Origin of the sequence: Paracoccus sp. DMF-8, from assembly GCF_029309835.1 — a bacterium.
Lineage (GTDB): Bacteria > Pseudomonadota > Alphaproteobacteria > Rhodobacterales > Rhodobacteraceae > Paracoccus.
The window spans coordinates 101,952-118,912 of record NZ_JARJHL010000011.1; the positions used below are offsets into that span (position 1 = coordinate 101,952).

Annotated in this window: 15 protein-coding genes; 14 read left to right on the plus strand and 1 reads right to left on the minus strand. The window is 64.5% G+C overall.

Features of this window, described 5'->3' with window-relative positions:
- The first annotated feature begins 36 nt into the window (after window positions 1-36).
- The 6 genes from PE067_RS11985 to rbsK all read left to right on the plus strand — a co-directional run bounded on the left by PE067_RS11985 (window position 37) and on the right by rbsK (window position 6,655).
- The gene (locus PE067_RS11985; protein ID WP_276189596.1) at window positions 37-1,071 is read left to right on the plus strand and encodes an autoinducer 2 ABC transporter substrate-binding protein; all 1,035 of its coding nucleotides are present in this window, start codon (window positions 37-39) and stop codon (window positions 1,069-1,071) included.
- A gap of 76 nt (window positions 1,072-1,147) precedes the next feature.
- Window positions 1,148-2,638: a sugar ABC transporter ATP-binding protein gene (locus PE067_RS11990; protein ID WP_276189597.1), complete on the plus strand. Its 1,491-nt coding sequence runs from the start codon at window positions 1,148-1,150 to the stop codon at window positions 2,636-2,638.
- 3 nt (window positions 2,639-2,641) lie between these two features.
- On the plus strand, window positions 2,642-3,619 hold the full coding sequence (locus tag PE067_RS11995) for an ABC transporter permease (protein ID WP_276189598.1): 978 nt from the start codon (window positions 2,642-2,644) through the stop codon (window positions 3,617-3,619).
- Between the two features lie 9 nt (window positions 3,620-3,628).
- On the plus strand, window positions 3,629-4,630 hold the full coding sequence (locus tag PE067_RS12000) for an ABC transporter permease (protein WP_276189599.1): 1,002 nt from the start codon (window positions 3,629-3,631) through the stop codon (window positions 4,628-4,630).
- 2 nt (window positions 4,631-4,632) lie between these two features.
- Window positions 4,633-5,721 (plus strand): DUF4432 family protein, encoded by a 1,089-nt coding sequence (locus PE067_RS12005; protein ID WP_276189600.1) that lies wholly within the window; start codon window positions 4,633-4,635, stop codon window positions 5,719-5,721.
- A gap of 4 nt (window positions 5,722-5,725) precedes the next feature.
- Complete coding sequence (gene rbsK, locus PE067_RS12010) at window positions 5,726-6,655, plus strand: ribokinase (protein WP_276189601.1); 930 nt, start codon at window positions 5,726-5,728, stop codon at window positions 6,653-6,655.
- Here the strand turns inward: rbsK and PE067_RS12015 are convergent.
- A complete protein-coding gene (locus tag PE067_RS12015; RefSeq protein ID WP_276189602.1) occupies window positions 6,604-7,545 on the minus strand; it encodes a LysR family transcriptional regulator in 942 nt (313 codons plus the stop codon). The two genes, rbsK and PE067_RS12015, sit on opposite strands and share 52 nt — an antisense overlap.
- A gap of 181 nt (window positions 7,546-7,726) precedes the next feature.
- Here PE067_RS12015 and PE067_RS12020 point away from each other — a divergent pair, with 181 nt between their 5' ends.
- From PE067_RS12020 to PE067_RS12055, 8 genes are all read left to right on the plus strand, one after another.
- Entirely contained in the window at window positions 7,727-8,521 is a 795-nt protein-coding gene (locus PE067_RS12020; protein ID WP_276189603.1) for an ABC transporter ATP-binding protein, read from the plus strand.
- Window positions 8,511-10,463, plus strand: coding sequence for an AMP-binding protein (locus PE067_RS12025; protein WP_276189604.1), 1,953 nt, complete (start codon window positions 8,511-8,513; stop codon window positions 10,461-10,463). Before PE067_RS12020 ends, PE067_RS12025 begins: the two co-directional genes overlap by 11 nt.
- Window positions 10,463-11,341, plus strand: coding sequence for a branched-chain amino acid ABC transporter permease (locus tag PE067_RS12030; RefSeq protein ID WP_276189605.1), 879 nt, complete (start codon window positions 10,463-10,465; stop codon window positions 11,339-11,341). The genes PE067_RS12025 and PE067_RS12030 overlap by 1 nt, the downstream gene beginning before the upstream one ends.
- Before the next feature lie 3 nt (window positions 11,342-11,344).
- Window positions 11,345-12,418, plus strand: coding sequence for a branched-chain amino acid ABC transporter permease (locus PE067_RS12035; RefSeq protein ID WP_276189606.1), 1,074 nt, complete (start codon window positions 11,345-11,347; stop codon window positions 12,416-12,418).
- A 41-nt stretch (window positions 12,419-12,459) separates the two neighbouring features.
- Window positions 12,460-13,701: an ABC transporter substrate-binding protein gene (locus PE067_RS12040; RefSeq protein ID WP_276189607.1), complete on the plus strand. Its 1,242-nt coding sequence runs from the start codon at window positions 12,460-12,462 to the stop codon at window positions 13,699-13,701.
- 4 nt (window positions 13,702-13,705) lie between these two features.
- Entirely contained in the window at window positions 13,706-14,494 is a 789-nt protein-coding gene (locus PE067_RS12045) for an ABC transporter ATP-binding protein (protein WP_276189608.1), read from the plus strand.
- A gap of 47 nt (window positions 14,495-14,541) precedes the next feature.
- The gene (locus tag PE067_RS12050; RefSeq protein WP_276189609.1) at window positions 14,542-15,774 is read left to right on the plus strand and encodes an AMP-binding protein; all 1,233 of its coding nucleotides are present in this window, start codon (window positions 14,542-14,544) and stop codon (window positions 15,772-15,774) included.
- Window positions 15,775-16,042: 268 nt separating this feature from the next.
- The gene (locus tag PE067_RS12055; protein WP_276189610.1) at window positions 16,043-16,957 is read left to right on the plus strand and encodes a glycosyltransferase family 2 protein; all 915 of its coding nucleotides are present in this window, start codon (window positions 16,043-16,045) and stop codon (window positions 16,955-16,957) included.
- Window positions 16,958-16,961: the final 4 nt, after the last annotated feature.

Below are 16,961 nucleotides of genomic sequence, written 5' to 3' on the forward strand. Positions count from 1 at the left end.
CGGGAGAAAATCAGGGGGAAGATTTCCACGAAAAAGGTGCTTGTTGCGGCGGTGTTCGGCCTTGCCGCATCGGTTGCCGCCCATGCCGATGGCGTGGTGGATGTGTCCAATGTGAACAGCGATCTGATCGCGACCGCGGATGACAAGAAATATACCATCGCCACCGTGGTCAAGGTCGACGGCATCGCCTGGTTCGACCGGATGCGCGACGGGGTGGAACAGTTCAAGGGTGACACCGGCCATGATGTCTGGATGATCGGCCCGTCGCAGGCCGATGCGGCGGCGCAGGTGCAGATCGTCGAAAACCTGATCGCGCAGGGCGTCGATGCGATCACCATCGTGCCCTTTTCGGTCGAAGCGGTCGAACCCGTGCTGAAAAAGGCCCGCGATGCCGGGATCGTGGTGATTTCTCACGAGGCGTCGAACATCCAGAACGTCGATTACGATATCGAGGCATTCGACAACCTCGCCTATGGCGCCAACCTGATGAAGGTTCTGGGCGAGGCGACCGGGGGCAAGGGCAAATATGTCGCCACCGTCGGCAGCCTGACCTCGAAAAGCCAGATGGAATGGATCGACGGCGCGGTGGCTTACCAGCAGGAACATTTCCCCGAAATGTCCGAGGCGATGGGCCGTCTGGAAACCTATGACGACGCCAATCAGGATTACACCAAGCTGAAAGAGGCGATGACCGCTCATCCCGATATCGTGGGCATCGTCGGCGGGCCGATGCCGACCTCGGCCGGTGCGGGCCGGATGATCGCCGAAGGCGGGCTGAAGGGCAAGGTGCATTTCGCGGGCACCGGGCTGCCCTCGGTCGCGGGCGAATATCTGGCGAATGGCGATATCGGCTATATCCAGTTCTGGGATCCGGCCGTCGCGGGCTATGCCATGAACATGCTGGCCGTCGCCGCGCTGGAAGGAAAGCGTGACCAGATCGCCGCAGGTCTGAATCTGGGTCTGGAAGGTTATGACAGCCTGATTGCCCCGGTCGAAGGCCAGCCGAACATCCTGTATGGTGCCGGTTGGGTCGGCGTGACCGCCGAAAACATGGCCGATTACGACTTTTGATCGCAACGGCCGGGGCTGGTTGTCCGGCCCCGGTCTGCACACGGCCCGACTACGGATCTCGGATACGGATCGAATCATGGCGCCCTTGATCGAGCTACGCGGCATCACCAAACGCTTCGGCGGGGTGACCGCTCTGGATGACGTTTCGCTGCGGATCGAACCGGGCGAGATTCATTGCCTTGCCGGGGAAAACGGGTCGGGCAAATCGACGATCATCAAGGTGATATCTGGGGTCTATACGCCCGATCAGGGCGAAATCCTGATCGACGGCACAGCCGTTGGCGCGCTGTCGCCGCCCCTGTCCATCGCCCATGGCATTCAGGTCATCTATCAGGATTTTTCGCTGTTTCCGACGCTGACGGTGGCGGAAAACATCGTGCTGAACAGCCTGCTCAAGGACGGGCGGCGCGCAATCAACTGGCGCGTCGCCCGCCGCGATGCCATCGAGGTTCTGGAAAGGCTGGGCGTCCAGCTTGACCCGTCGGCGACGGTGGAAACGCTGCCGACCTCGGGGCGGCAGATCGTGGCGATTGCCCGCGCGGTGCTGGCCGATGCGCGGCTGATCATCATGGACGAACCCACCACCGCCCTGACGGGAAAAGAGGTGGACAACCTGTTCCGCATCGTCCGCGATCTGCAATATCATGGAATCGCGGTGCTTTTCGTCAGCCACAAGATGCGCGAGATGCTGGAGATCAGCGAAAGGCTGACCGTGTTCCGCAATGGCCGCAAAGTCGCCGAAGGCCCGATTTCCGAATTCGACGAACCGGCGATCACCCGCGCCATGACCGGCCGCGACCTGACCGCGCGCCGCTATGACTGGGTGCCGACCCGTGGCATGCCCCGGCTGGAACTGCGCAGCCTGACCGTGCCCGGCGAAATCTACGACATCAATCTGGCGCTGATGCCGGGCGAGGTCGTGGGCGTGTCCGGCCTGATCGGCTCGGGCCGGACGGAACTTGCGCTTGCGCTGTTCGGGATGCGGCCCGGCTACCGGGGCGAGATCTGGCTGGACGGCAAGCCCGCGCATCTGCAGACCGTGCAGCAGGCCATCACCGAAGGCATCGCCTATGTCCCCGAGGACCGGCTGAGCGAGGGGCTGTTTCTGCCCAGATCGATTCAGGACAATGCCATCGCGGGTTCGATCCCCGGCTATTCGCGCGGCGGGTTGCTGGATTTCCGCCGCGCCCGTGCCGACACGCTGGACATGTTCAAGGCGATGCAGATCGCCGCGCCGGGCACGGATGCCGCCGTCAGCACGCTGTCGGGGGGCAATCAGCAGCGCGTCGTGATCGGGCGCTGGCTGATGACCGGCGCGCGCGTCCTGATCCTGAACGGGCCGACGGTGGGGGTCGATGTCGGATCCAAGGCACAGATTCACGCGATCATTCATGGCCTTGCCCGCGACAAGGGGCTGGCCGTCCTGATGATTTCCGACGACCTGCCCGAACTGGTGCAGAACTGCAACCGCGTCGTCCATATGCAGCAGGGCCGCCTGACCGGCGAGCTGTCGGGCGATGCGCTGACCGAGGATGCGGTCGGCGACAAACTGCGTTTCCGGGGGTAGGGGATGAGGCTTGCAGCAAGCAGCGACATGGTGATTGCGGCGATCCTGATCGTCGCCATGGTGGTGATCGGACTGATCAACCCGGCCTTCTGGTCGCTGGACAATCTTTTCAGTCTGCTGAAGTCGAATGTCGTCATCGGCATCATGGCGCTGGCGGTGCTGCTGGTGATGCTGTCGGGCGGCATCGACGTGTCATTCACCGCATTCGCCGTGGCGGGCATGTATCTGACCGTTCGGACGATGGTCGATATCGGCTATGACGGCGTCGTCCTGCCCCTGCTGGCCGCGACCGGGATCGGCGCGGCGCTTGGGCTGGTCAATGCGCTGATCGTCCACAAGCTGCGGATGATCCCGCTGATCGTGACGCTTGGCACCGGGGCGGTGGTGCGCGGGCTGGTGCTGGGTCTGGTCGGCACCTCCATCGTCAATATCAACAAGATGCCCAGGGAACTGATCGCATTCGGTCGCAGCGATATCCTGACCATGACCAATGCCGGGGGCACGACATTCGGCCTGACCGCGATGCTGCCGATCTATCTGGGGCTGGCGCTGGTGCTGCATCTGGTGCTGACGCGCACGCTGATCGGGCGTTCCGTCTATGCCTATGGCGCATCGCCCGAGGCGGCGAAGCGCGTCGGTTTCCCGATCGGGCGGACGCTGGTGTTCGTCTATGTCACGGCGGGCGCGCTGGCCGGGCTGGCGGGCATCTTGCAAAGCGCGATGATCTGGCAGGCCAACCCCCGCGATTTTCTGGGCTGGGAACTGGACGTGATCGCCGCTGTCGTGCTGGGCGGCGCCTCGATCTTTGGCGGGCGCGGGACGGTTCTGGGCACGGTGCTGGGGGTGTTCATTCTGGTGATGATCAAGAATTCGCTGATCCTCATGGGGATCGAAACGACCTGGCAGCGGGTCGTGGTAGGCGGCATGCTGATCGCGGCCACGGCGCTGACCGCGCTGCGCGATCGCAAGGCGCTGGTATAGGGGGCGCCGATGACCACCGAAACCACCCCCGCAAAACCCGCGCCCCAAAAGACAGAAACGAAACGCAACTGGTTCGACACCAACCTGCAACTGGCGGTCGTCTGCGTGCTGATCTTTGTCGTCATGGCGCTGCTGAACCCGCGCTTTCTGACGCCCTACAACTTTCAATCCATGGGCTTTTTCGCGCCAGAGCTGGGGATTCTGGCCATCGCCATGATGATCGCCATGCTGACCGGCGGGATCGACCTGTCGGTCGTGGCGATTGCGAACCTTGCCGGGATCGCGGCCGGCCTGTGGTTTCAAAAGGCAGGCACCGGCGGCATCGGCATGGTTGTCGGCGGCGTGGCGATTGCGCTGATCGCGGGCACGCTGGCGGGCCTGTTCAACGGGCTGGTCATCGCGAAACTGCGCGTCACGCCGATTCTGGCGACGCTTGGGTCGGGACAGGTCTTTACCGGCCTTGCTGTCGTGCTGACGGGCGGGCCCGCCATCGTCGGTTTCCCGCAGGCGTGGAATGCCATCGGCAATGCCAAGCTGGCGGGCGTGCCGGTGCCGCTGGTGATCTTTGCGGTGATCTGCGTGGCGACCTGGGCGCTGCTGGCGCGCACGCCCTTTGGCCTGAACCTGATGCTGATCGGCACGAACCCCAAGGCGGCGGTCTTTGCCGGGCTGCGGCGCAGCCGGATGATCCTGTATAGCTATGCCTTTACCGGCTTTCTGGCGGCGATTGCGGGCATCCTGCTGTCGGCGCGGACCAATGCCGCGAAATCCGATTACGGCGCATCCTATCTGTTGCAGGCGGTGCTGATCGCGGTTCTGGGCGGGACCAATCCGGCGGGCGGCAAGGGGTCGGTGCTTGGGGTGGCGCTGGCGCTGATTTCGCTGGTGCTGCTGTCGTCGGGGTTCCAGATGATGCGGGTGTCGCTGCATATGATTGACTTCATCTGGGGCGCCTTCCTGATTCTGGTCATTGCGCTGAATGCCTGGCGCAACCGCAAATCCGAAGGATAGCCATGGTGGTTTCGATCCCGCTTTTCCGCGAACTCGCGGCGGATGCACCGCGCATCATCGCCACCGCCCAGGGCATGAGCGCCAGCCTGCGCCGCTATCCGACAGGCATCGAATCGCTGACCATCGCCACGCCGCGCGGATGGGTCGAGCTGTTGCCCTGGCTGGGCCAGATGGTCTGGGATGCGGAATTCGACGGGGTGCGGCTGACCATGGGCAGCCCGTTCGAGGCGCCGCGCCCGGCGCGCGTCATCGTCGAAACCTATGGCTGTCTGGCCTTTCACAGCGGGCTGCTGCGCAACGGCTGCCCCGGTCCGGGCGACGACCACCTGCTGCATGGCGAAATGGCCTGCGCCACGATGGATTCCGCGCGGCTGGAAATCGGCACGGACGGGCAGGGGCCGTTCATGCGGCTGGCGGGGCATGTCGATCACATCATGGGCTTTGGCCCGAATTACCGGGCGGAACCTTCGGTCATGGTCAGGCCCGATGCGACGGTATTCGACATGGCGATGCGGGTGACGAACCGCAGCTTTGCGCCGATGGATCTGATGTATATGGCCCATGCGAATTTCGGTTTCGTGCCGGGCGGGCGCATCCATCAGGCGGCGCCCTGGACGCCGGATCGCACCCGCGTCCGCACCGCCATTCCCGCGCATGTCCCGGCGACGCCCGCCTATCGCGCCTTTCTGGACGAACTGGCCGCCCGGCCCGACGCGATGGAGCGGCTGGACCAGCCGGAGCGCTATGATCCCGAACAGGTTTTCTACATCGAACAGCCCGCGACCGATGCCGCCGGCCTGACCCATCTGATGCTGGAACGCCCCGAGGGCGACGGTTTCGTGATGACCTATGCGCCTGCGGAATTTCCGAAACTGGTGCGTTGGGTGCTGGTCAATGGCGATGCGCAGGTGGCGGCTTTCGCGCTGCCCTCGACCTGCTATCCCGAAGGCTTTTCGGCCGAACAGGCGGCGGGCCGCGTGCGGCAGCTTGCGCCCGCCGAAACGGCCGCGTTTTCCGTCAGCATGGGCTATGCCGACCGGGCGGCGGCGCAGGATATCGCCGCGCGCATCGCGGGTTTGAACAAAGGATAGGATGATGGCGGGCCGGATTGGCGTGATCGGATCGAATATGGTTGACCTTGTGACCTATGTCACGCGGATGCCCGAACGCGGCGAAACCATCGAGGCGCCCAGTTTCGACATGGGTTACGGCGGCAAGGGCGCCAATCAGGCGGTCGCGGCGGCGCGGCTTGGGTCGGATGTGATGATGCTGACGCGGGTCGGGGATGACATCTTTGGTCAGGGCGTGCTGGAAAACCTGCGCGAACAGGGCATCGACGTGACCCATTCCGCCAAGGTGCCGGGCATGGCGAACGGCGTCGCCCCGATCTTTGTCGAACCGTCGGGCGAAAACCTGATCGTCATCGTCAAGGGCGCCAATGCCACCCTGTCCCCCGCCGATATCGACGCGGCGGCGGATGATCTGAAACGCTGCGACCTGATCCTGCTGCAGTTGGAAATCCCGCTGGATGCTGTCTATCATGCCGTTGCTTTCGCTGCGGAAAACGGCATCACCTCGATCCTGAACCCGGCGCCCGCCGCGCCCGATCTGGATGTGTCGCGGCTGAAGGGGCTGGGCTGGTTCTGCCCCAATGAAACCGAACTGGCCCTGTTGACCGGCCTGCCCACCGAAACCGAGGATGACATCACCGCAGCCGCCCGCGCCCTGATCGCGCGCGGCATCGAAAATGTCGTGGTGACGCTTGGCGCGCGCGGGGCGCGGCTGGTGACCGGGGACAGCGTCACCCGGATCGCGCCGGTGCCGGTCACGCCGGTCGATACGACCGGGGCGGGGGATGCGTTCATCGGGGCGTTTGCGCATTTCCACGCGGGCGGTGCCGCGCCGCAGGATGCGCTGGCGCAGGCCGCGCGTTATGCGGCGCTGTCGATCACCCGGCGCGGGACGCAGAAATCCTATGCCACGCCCGACGAATTCGCCGCATTCGCCGCATCCCATCCCGGCTGAGCCACCGCGCGCGCCGGGTCCAGACAGTCGATCAGCCGCCGCCCAAGCGGGCCGGGCCTGCGATGCGCGGGCCATGCCGCGACGACGGTGCGGACGGGGTGGAACTGCATATCCTCGCAGGTCAGGGCCACGACCTCGCCGCGCCTGATTTCCGCCTCGAAGGTGCGGGTGCCGGAAAAGCACCAGCCCAGCCCCGCCTTGACCATATGCTTGATCCTTTCGACATCGTTCACCGTCCAGACATCGGTTGAAAACAGCCGCCCGACGCGCTCCATGTCGATGCGGGGCGAACCGACGTAATAGATCTGGCGCTCGCGGTCGAAGGCGCTCATCGGCAGGGGCCGGGGCAGGCGGGTCAGGCGGTGGCCCGTGGCGCAGACCGGGCCCAGAGTCTCGCTGCCCAGATGCCGTGCCGCGATATCCGACGGAATCGCGGCAGCCAGCGTCAGGGCAAAGTCGATGCCGCCGTCGCGCAGATCATCCCACAGCGTCGCCAGCGAGGAATTGAAGAACTGGATCCGCGTCTGCGGATGTTCGGCGGAAAAATCGGCCAGCGCGCGGATCAGGTCCGCCTGCGGAAGCAGCACATCGACCAGCACGCGCAGCCGCGTTTCCTGCCCCTTTTCCAGCGACACCGCATGAGAGGTAAAGCCGCGCGCCCGTTCGACCACCGCGCGCGCCTCGGCCAGCAGGGCGCGGCCGCGTTCGGTCAGTTCGGACCGGTGCGGGCCGCTCCCCAGCAGGGCAAATCCGCAATGGCTTTCCAACTGCGCCAGCGAATAGCTGATCGAGGAAATCGGGCGCCGCAATTCCCGCGACGCGGCGGTCAGCCCGCCATGATCGACGACGGCGCAAAAGGCGGTCAGGTGATCGACAAGGTTGGGGTGCATTTCAAGAAACCTGAAAGAACTTTGCTATTCTTTTCGGTTTACCGGAAAGCAAATGCAATGCTAGCCTTTCCAGACATCCAGAGGTCGCAGATCGACCTGCAAGACTGTTTTGGGAGGAGCAGCCTATGCACGGAGCATTCGCGCCGCTTTCGCGGTGCCATCCTGACATCCGGTGCCGCGCATGAGCGGTGCGAAACAGGGCGATGATGTCCTTGTCTGCGACCATGTCCTGCGGCGTTTCGGCGGTGTCGTCGCGCTGAAGGACGTGTCCGTCGCGATCAGGCGCGGCGAGATTTTCGGGCTGGTCGGCCCCAATGGCTCGGGCAAGACGACGCTGGTCAATGCGGTGACGGGTTTCTATCCCCCGCAAGAGGGCCGCATCACGCTGGACGGCACCCGGATCAACGGGTTGAAACCCTATCGCATCGCCGCGATGGGCGTGGCGCGGACGTTCCAGAACGTCGCGCTGTTTCACGGCATGAGCGTGTTGGACAACATCCTGATGGGCCGCCACATCTATATGAAGCCCAATCCGCTGGCCTCGCTGTTCTACCCGTGGTGGGCGCGGCGCGAGGAAATCGCCCATCGCCGCAAGGTCGAGGAGGTCATCGACCTGCTGCAACTGGCGCCCGCGCGCGATGAGCATGTCGACGTCATTCCCCTGGGCCTGCAAAAGCGCGTCGAACTGGCCCGCGCGCTCTGCGCCGAACCGCGCCTGCTGGTGCTGGACGAACCGATGGCGGGCATGAATCAGGAAGAAAAGGAATATATGGTCCGCTTCATTCTGGATGCGCAGGAGGAACTGGGCCTGACCGTCCTGATCATCGAACATCACATGGATGTCGTGACCGGCATCTGCGACCGCGTGCTGGTCCTGAACAACGGTCGGGAAATCGCGCAAGGCCCGGCGCGCGAGGCGATCGCGCAGCCGCAGGTGATCGAGGCCTATATCGGAAAGCCCCGCGATGCTGCATGAACCCTTTGACACAGGCGCGTCCCGCGCGCTGCATCCGAACTGGCAGGATGGTGACCATCTGCTGGCGATCCTGGCCCGCAATGCCGCCCAACACCCCGATGAGATCGCCATGCGCGAACGCGACCGGGGCATCTGGCATGAATATTCATGGGCCGATTACCTGAAGGCCGTCACCGAATTCGCCGCCGGGCTGGAAAGCCGTGGCATCGCGCCGGGGGATGTCGTGCTGGTGATCGGGGAAAATCGCCCGAACCTGTATTTTGCGATGCTGGGGATCTGTGCCCTGCGCGCCATCCCCTCGCCCGCCTATTCCGATGCCCTGACCGAAGAACTGGCCGCGCAGATGGCGCGCGAAAACATCCGCGTGGCGATTGCCGAGGATCAGGAACAGGTCGACAAGCTGCGCGAGGCGCAGGCCAGCTATCCGGGCCTGTCGCTGATCATCTATGACGATCCGCGCGGGCTGAAGGGGCGCGAGCCTGATGGTGTCGCGGGCATCGACGATATCCGTGCCGCCGGTGCCGCGCGGTTGGCGGCTGACCCGGCACTGGCGGGCGATCTGATCGCGCGGCCTTCGATCCATGATGTCGCGGTGCTGATGCATTCGTCCGGCACGACCGGCGCGCCCAAGGAGATTCCCCTGAAACATGGCCATGTCCTGTCGGGTGTCAGGAACGCTGCCGCCGCCGGATATTTCCGGCAGGGCGAGGTTCATATGGCCTATCTGCCGATGGCCTGGGTCGGCGATTTCATCTTTTCCATCGGCGCCGCGATCGAACTGCGTTTCAGCGTCAACATCCCCGAAGATCAGGAAACCGCCGCGCATGACCTGCGGGAAATCGCGCCGACGCTGTATTTCTCCAGCCCGCGGGCGTGGTCGGCGATGCTGACGCGGGTGCAGGTCGGCATGGCCGAAACCGGGGGGCTGAAACGGCGGCTGTATGATTACTTCATGCCCCGCGCCATGGCCGCCGAACGCGCCAAGCTGGATGGCCAGCCCGTGCGGATGGGCGCGCTGACCCGGCGTTTGGGCGAAATTCTGGTCTATGGCCCCTTGCGCGACCGGCTTGGGCTGGCCCGCGTCGAACGTGCCTATACCGCCGGCGAGGCGATTGGCGAGGATGTTTTCCTGTGGTTCCGCGCCCTTGGCCTGAACCTGCGCCAGTTCTATGGCCAGACCGAAAACTGCGCGCTCGCCGTCGCGCAAAAGCCCGAAGACATCTCGCTGACCACGGTCGGGCGGCCTTTCCCCGGCGTCGAGATGAAGATCGACGAACATGGCGAAATCCTGTTGCGCGGCGACAATATCTTTGACGGTTATTTCCAGAACCCGAAATCCACGGCCGAGGCGCTGGTCGATGGCTGGCTGCATACCGGCGACGCCGGGCAGGTCGAACCGGACGGGCAGCTTGTGGTTCTGGGCCGGGTGTCCGAGGTGGTGGAAAAGGCTGACGGCACCCGTTTTATCGCGACCTATATCGAAAACCGTCTGAAATTTTCGCCCCATATCAAGGACGCGGCGGTGATCGGCAAGGGCCGCGATATCCTGACCGCGATCATCTGCATCGACTTTCAGGCGGTGGGGCAATGGGCGCAGGAAAACGGCGTGGCCTATACCTCCTATGCCGAATTGTCGCAGCAGCCCGCCGTCTATGACCTGATCGCCCGCGAGATCGCCGAGGTGAATGCGCATCTGCCGCATGGCCTGTCGGTGGCGCGTTTCGTCAACCTGCACAAGGAATTCGACCCCGACGACGGCGAGGTCACCCGGACCCGCAAACTGAAACGCAATGTCATCGACGACCGTTATGGCCCGATCATTCAGGCGATGAACGACGGCGCGTCGCAAATCGATTTCAAGGCACGGATCACCTATGAAAATGGCCAGACGGGTTCGCTGGATCGCGTGTTGCGGCTGGCCGATGTGCAGGGGGCGGCGTGATGGCCTATTTCTTTGAACTGCTGATCAACGGTGCGCTGACCGGGCTGATGTATTCGCTGGTCGCACTGGGTTTTGTGCTGATCTACAAATCGGCGGGCGTGCCGAACCTTGCGCAGGGCGCGGTGGTGATGACGGCGGCTTATGCGGTCTGGATGTTCATGTCCATGGGCCTGCCGCTGTTTCTGGCGATCCCCGCCGCGATGGTCGTGATGTTCCTGTTCGGTCTGGTGGTCGAAAGGTTGCTGCTGCGGCGCATGGTCGGCCAGCCGGTGATCATGGTCGTGATGCTGACGCTTGGTCTGGATATCCTGCTGCGCGGTCTGGTGCCGGGTGTGCTGGGCTCGACACCGAAACCGCTGGACCTTGGCATCAGCTTTGCCCCCGTCATCGTCGGAGACGTGTTCATCAACCGCACCTATCTGATCGGCGGCGTGATCGCGCTGGCGCTGGTCGGGGCCTCGCTGGCGTTCTTTCGCACAAGGCTGGGGACCAAGTTGCGCGCCGTGTCGGACGACCATATTTCCAGCTGGGCGGTGGGTATTTCGGTCGAGCGCGCCATCGGGATTTCCTGGGGCCTTGCCGGGATCACGGCGGTGGTCGCGGGCACGCTGTGGGGTTCGGCGCAGGGCGTCGACTGGACGCTGTCGGCGCTGCTGTTCCCGGCGATTGCCGTGGTCATTCTGGGCGGCATCGATTCCATTCCCGGCGTGCTGGTCGGGGGCATTCTGGTCGGCGTGCTGGGCTCGGTCATTCCCGGCTATCTCGACAGTATCGTGGGGGGCGGGACGCGTGATGTCGTGACCTCGCTGATCATCCTGTTCACCATCATGGTCCGGCCCTTCGGCATCTTCGGACGTGAAGACATCGAGAGGATCTGACCGATGTTCTACCGCCTCTCTGGAACCTATCACACGAGCTATGAATCCGACCGCCGGTTGTGGAAGATCCCGGCCGACCGCTGGCTGGTTCTGGCTGTCCTGGTCATCGCGGTTCTGGCGCCCCTGTTCGTGGCGCCGCTGTATCTGGGCAGCTATGTCCTGCCCTGGGTGATCTGGTCGGCGGCGGCGCTGTCCCTGACCCTGCTGATGGGCATGGCCGGGCAGTTGCATTTCGGCTTTGCTGCGGTGATGGCGATCGGCGCCTATGCCTCGATCCACCTTGTCCGGGCAGGGGTGCCGTTTGAAATCGCGCTGGTCCTGTCGGGGCTGATATCCGCCGCCATCGGCGCGGTGTTCGGCGCGGCCGCCCTGCGGGTCAAGGGGCTGTATCTGGTCATGGCGACGCTGGCCATGCAATATCTGGTCGACTGGACCGTGGTGAACGTGCCCGCGATTTCCGGCGGCGCCCATGCGACGCTGCGCACGCCTGCCGTGAATTTCCTGTTCATGCCCATCGACAGCCTGTCTGCGCGCTACTGGCTGGCGCTTGGCTGGGTCGTCTTGCTGACCCTGTTTTGCCTGAACGTCCGCCGCACCAGTTTCGGCCGCGCGCTGGTCGCGATCCGGGACAAGGATTTCGCCGCCGCCGTCATCGGCGTCGATCCGTTCAAGACCAAGCTGATGGCGTTCTTCACCTCGTCCTTCATGGGCGGCGTGACCGGCGCGATCCTGGCATTCTGCTATTATCGCGCGGTGACGCCGGAACAATTCGGCTTCAACGTGTCGATCCAACTGGTGGCGATGGTGTTGGTCGGGGGCCTGGGGTCGGTGATCGGGTCCTATCTGGGCGCGGGCTTCGTGCTGCTGGCGCCGATCTTCCTGACCAACTTCATCGCCGGGCTTGCGCAAGCGGGTTGGGTGCCGGTCAGCCAGAATTTTCTGTCGCACCTGCCCCTGATGATCTACGGCGCGATGATTATCGGATTCCTGCTGTTCGAGCCGTTGGGACTGGCGAAAATCTACGACAACATCCGCAAATATTTCCTGGTCTGGCCATTCCGCCACGCCAAAAGCTGACAACCCTGGGGAGGGGGATGCGTAAAATGGGAGGGAACAAGATGAACTGGATGCGCAAGGCGGCATTGTCATCGGTGCTGGCGCTTGGCCTGACGGCCGGTCCCGTCACCACTGCGATGGCCGAGGAAATCAAGTTCGGCCTGCTGCAGGATTTCACGGCGGTCTATACCTTCGTGACCGGGCAATACAATCAGGGGCAACAGGATTACCTGACCCTGATCAACGAAGAGGGCGGCATCGGCGGCAATACCTTTACCGCCATCGTCCGCGACACCGGCAACCAGCCGCAACGCGGGATCGAGGCCTATAACCGCGCCAAGGAAGAAGGCGCGATCCTGTTCGATTTCCTGTCCACCCCGGTTTCCGCCGCGATTCTGGATCAGGCCAATGCCGACAACCGCATCGTCATCACCCCCGCGCATGGCCGGGGCGATGCGTCCGACGGGTCGGTGTTCCTCTATATCTTCCCGATGATGGCGACCTATTGGGCGCAGGCCGCCAACCTGATCGACTATATCAAGACCCATGACGGCGGGCTGGAAGGCAAGAAGATCGCTATCGTCCATATTGACAGCCCCTTTGGCCGCGAGCCGCTGCCGATCCTTGACGCTTTGGCGGAACAGGAAAAATTCGAGTACCGCGCCTTTCCCTATGCCTCGCCGGGCAATGAACAATCCGCCGCATGGTCCGAGGTGCGCCGCTATCGCCCCGATCACGTCCTGATCTGGGGCGCGGGTGGCGGTCAGGCGGTGTCGGTGCGCACCGCGATCCAGAACGGCGTGCGTCCCGAACAGATCCTGTCGGTGATCTGGCTGGCCGAAACCGACGCCGCCAATGTCGGCCCGATGATGAAAGGCGTGAAACGGTTTGAGGCGACGGCCTCGGGCACCGATCACCCGATCATCCAGCGCATTCAGGAAAAGGTCATCACGCCGGGCAAGGGCTCGGGCGATGCGGCCAATGTCGGCACCAGCTATTACAACCTTGGCGTCGCGACCATGGCGGTTTCCGTCGAGGCCGCGCGGCTTGGTCTGGAAGCGGGCGGCCCGCTGACCGGCGAAACGCTGAAGGCCGGTTTTGAACAGATCGCGGGCTATGACGCCGAAGGGCTGATGCCCGCCATCACCATCACCGGCGCCGACCATCAGGGCGGTGGCGCGGGTCGCGTCTCGCAATGGGACGGCGCGGCATGGGTGCCGGTGTCCGACTGGCACGCCGCCTATCCCGAACTGGTCCGCGCCGAGATCGAGGAATCGGCCGCCAAATACGGCGCGGGGAACTGATCCCATGCCCGCGCTGGTTCTGGAAAACGTCGAGGTCATCTATGACAAGGTGTTCCTTGCCATCAAAGGTGTCTCGCTTGACATCGGAGAGGGCGAAATGGTCGCCCTGCTTGGCTCGAACGGCGCGGGGAAATCGACGACGCTGAAATCCATCTCGGGGCTTTTGGGCCCCGAGCGCGGGCTGGTCACGCGCGGCGATGTGACCTGGGACGGGCGGTCGATCATCGCGATGGGCGCGCCGGAACGGGTCGCCTCGGGGCTGGTCCATGTGCTGGAAGGGCGGCGGATCTTCGGCCATCTGACGCCGGATGAAAACCTGATCGCCGCCTGGCGCGGCGGAAATTCGGGTCGTTTCAATGAACTGCGCGAACAGGTCTATGCCTATTTCCCGCGCCTGAAGGAACGCATCAAATCCAAGGCGGGCTATCTGTCGGGCGGCGAACAGCAGATGCTGGCGATTGGCCGGGCGCTGATGACCGAACCCGAGCTGATCATGCTGGACGAACCTTCGCTTGGCCTGTCGCCGCTGCTGGTTCAGGAAATCTTCGGCATCATTTCCGAAATCAACGCGCGTGAAAAGCTGTCGGTGCTGCTGGTCGAACAGAATGCGGCGGCGACGCTGGACATCGTCGACCGCGCCTATCTGATCGAACAGGGGCAGGTCGTCATGTCGGGCGCGGCGGATGTGCTGAAAGCCAACCCGGATGTTCAGGATTTCTATCTGGGCGGCGCGGGCAAGGTCGATTACCGCAATGTCAAACATTACCGCCGCCGCAAGCGCTGGCTGGCCTGATCCGCCATGTCAAAGAAGATGACTGATAAAAAGATGGAGCGTTTCCAATGACAAACGCGCTTTATGACCCGTCCGAGGGACGATCCCCGCAGGACCGCGAACAGGATCAGTTGGCCCGGCTGAACGCCCAGATCGCCCGGATGCGGCAGGGGCAGCCCTTTTGGGCGGAGCGGCTGGACGGCACGCCGCTTGGCAGTCTTGCCGAAATGGCGGCGCTGCCGGTGCTGCGCAAATCCGATCTGGTTCAGATGCAGGCCGGGACGCCGCCCTTTGGCGGGCTGAACGGCAATCCGGTGGGCAGCCTGCGGCGGCTGTTCATGTCCCCCGGCCCGATTTTCGACCCCGAGGGGCGGGGGCCTGACTGGTGGGGTTCGGCCCGCGCGCTGCATGCGGCGGGGGTGCGGCCGGGCGATATCGCGCTGAACACCTTTTCCTATCACCTGACCCCTGCCGCCTTCATTTTCGAGGCGGGGCTGGACGCCATCGGTTGCCCGGTCATCCCGGCAGGCCCCGGCAATACCGCCGACCAGCTGGCCGCCATCGCCCATTTCCGCCCGCGCGTCTACATCGGCGTGCCCGATTTCCTGAAGATCCTGATCGACAAGGCGGATGAGACGGGGGCGGATCGCTCCTCGCTGGAAATCGGCATGGTGACGGGGGCGGCGCTGCCGGGATCCCTGCGCGCGGAACTGGCGGGCAGGGGGATTGCGGTGCGGCAATGCTATGGCACCGCCGATCTGGGGATCATCGCCTATGAAACCGGCGACCGGAACCTGACACATCCGGGCATGGTGCTGAACGAAAACGCCATCGTCGAAATCGTCCGTCCCGGCACCGGCGATCCGGTGGCCGATGGCGAGGTCGGCGAAATCGTCGTGACCCGTCTGGATGCCGATTACCCGCTGCTGCGTTTCGCGACCGGCGACATGTCGGCGATCCTGACTGATCCCGCGCCGGATGATGGCCGCACCAACCGCCGCATCAAGGGCTGGATGGGCCGCGCCGATCAGGCGACCAAGGTCAAGGGCATGTTCGTGCGCCCCGAACAGGTTGCGGCCATCGCCCGCGCCGTGCCCGGCTGCGGCCGTCTGCGGCTGGAGGTCAGGCGGGACGGCGAACAGGACCGGATGCAGCTTTTGGCCGAACATGCCGATCCGGCGGCGCAGGCGGCGCTGCGCGATTGCCTGTCCGAAATCACCCGGCTGAAAGGCGCGGTGACGGTCGTGGCGCCGGGCAGCCTGCCGAATGACGGGCTGGTCATCGCAGATCTTCGCCGCTAGGGCGCCGGTTTCGGGCATTTTCCCGCCCAGGCTGAACGCGACGTTCCGGAAAAAGCCGGTGAAACACGCGAAATCCCGCCTTTGGTGGGGCAGGGCGGCGGCAAGATGCTGCCGCCGCGATTTTGCGCCCCGCCCGATCTGAGGCACATTCGACAGACCCGCGCGCTCTTGCGGGTTGTCAATGCAGATGGGATATCGTGACCACGACAGACCGCCCGAACCGCGATGCGGGCCGCATCCGCCATGCCGCCACCCGGTGGTTGCGCGCATGACGGTGATTGCGATCCAGCTTTGCACCTATCGGCGACCTCAGGTCGTCGAAACGCTGGCCTCGCTGGCCCGCCAGCGCGTGCCGGGCGCGGATCTGCATCTGTTCGTGATCGACAATGACGAAACCGAAAGCGCGCGCGACCGGGTGGTCGCGGCGGCGGAACGGTTGCCCTTTGGCTACAGCTATCTGCACGCGCCCGCCCGCAATATCGCGATTGCCCGCAACGCCTGTCTGGATGCGGCGGGGGATGCGGACTGGATCGCCTCGATCGACGATGACGAAATCGCGCCCGAGGGCTGGCTGGCGCGGCTGTTTGCCCGCGCGACCGACAGCGGCGCCGATGGGGTCTTTGGCCCGATCCGTGCGGCCTATCCGCTGGATGCGCCGAAATGGATGCGCGATCTGGCGCCGCATTCGCGCAGCTATGGCCCGCGCCAGCCCCATCCGCGCACCGGCAATACCGGCAATGCCCTGCTGCGCTGGCGCGGCGCGCCCTGGCAGGATCGCCGTTTCGACCCCCTGCGCGGGCGCACGGGCGGCGAAGATATCGCCTTTTTCAGCGCGCTTCACGATATGGGCGCGCGTTTCGCGATTGCCCCCGATGCCGAGGTGGTCGAGCCGGTCGAACGGCACCGCCTGCAACTGGAATGGCTGGCCCATCGCCGGTTCCGCACGGGGCAAAGCCATGTCGCGGTGGCCGGCTCGCGGCTGGCGCGCTCTCGCTTGGGGATGGGCGGGCTGCTGTTGTCGGCGGCGGTGCAGGCGGCCTGTTGTCAGGCCATGCAGTTCCTGACCAGCCATAACGAAGCCCGCCGGAACCACTGGTTCCTGCGCCGCCAGCAGTTTCGAGGCACCTGCGCCGGGCTGATGGGCCGCGAAGAGCGGCTGTTTCACAGCCGCCCCGATCCATAGACCG

Excerpts from the sequence above, each read along its gene's own strand:
- PE067_RS12045 (WP_276189608.1), top strand. The coding sequence starts at position 13,706 with ATGCCCGCGCTGGTTCTGGAAAACGTCGAGGTCATCTATGACAAGGTG.
- rbsK (WP_276189601.1), top strand. The coding sequence starts at position 5,726 with ATGGCGGGCCGGATTGGCGTGATCGGATCGAATATGGTTGACCTTGTG.
- PE067_RS12000 (WP_276189599.1), top strand. The coding sequence starts at position 3,629 with ATGACCACCGAAACCACCCCCGCAAAACCCGCGCCCCAAAAGACAGAA.
- PE067_RS12050 (WP_276189609.1), top strand. The coding sequence starts at position 14,542 with ATGACAAACGCGCTTTATGACCCGTCCGAGGGACGATCCCCGCAGGAC.
- PE067_RS12030 (WP_276189605.1), top strand. The coding sequence starts at position 10,463 with ATGGCCTATTTCTTTGAACTGCTGATCAACGGTGCGCTGACCGGGCTG.
- PE067_RS11990 (WP_276189597.1), top strand. The coding sequence starts at position 1,148 with ATGGCGCCCTTGATCGAGCTACGCGGCATCACCAAACGCTTCGGCGGG.
- PE067_RS12040 (WP_276189607.1), top strand. The coding sequence starts at position 12,460 with ATGAACTGGATGCGCAAGGCGGCATTGTCATCGGTGCTGGCGCTTGGC.
- PE067_RS12020 (WP_276189603.1), top strand. The coding sequence starts at position 7,727 with ATGAGCGGTGCGAAACAGGGCGATGATGTCCTTGTCTGCGACCATGTC.
- PE067_RS11995 (WP_276189598.1), top strand. The coding sequence starts at position 2,642 with ATGAGGCTTGCAGCAAGCAGCGACATGGTGATTGCGGCGATCCTGATC.
- PE067_RS12035 (WP_276189606.1), top strand. The coding sequence starts at position 11,345 with ATGTTCTACCGCCTCTCTGGAACCTATCACACGAGCTATGAATCCGAC.
- PE067_RS12005 (WP_276189600.1), top strand. The coding sequence starts at position 4,633 with ATGGTGGTTTCGATCCCGCTTTTCCGCGAACTCGCGGCGGATGCACCG.
- PE067_RS12025 (WP_276189604.1), top strand. The coding sequence starts at position 8,511 with ATGCTGCATGAACCCTTTGACACAGGCGCGTCCCGCGCGCTGCATCCG.
- PE067_RS12055 (WP_276189610.1), top strand. The coding sequence starts at position 16,043 with ATGACGGTGATTGCGATCCAGCTTTGCACCTATCGGCGACCTCAGGTC.
- PE067_RS12015 (WP_276189602.1), bottom strand. The coding sequence starts at position 7,545 with ATGCACCCCAACCTTGTCGATCACCTGACCGCCTTTTGCGCCGTCGTC.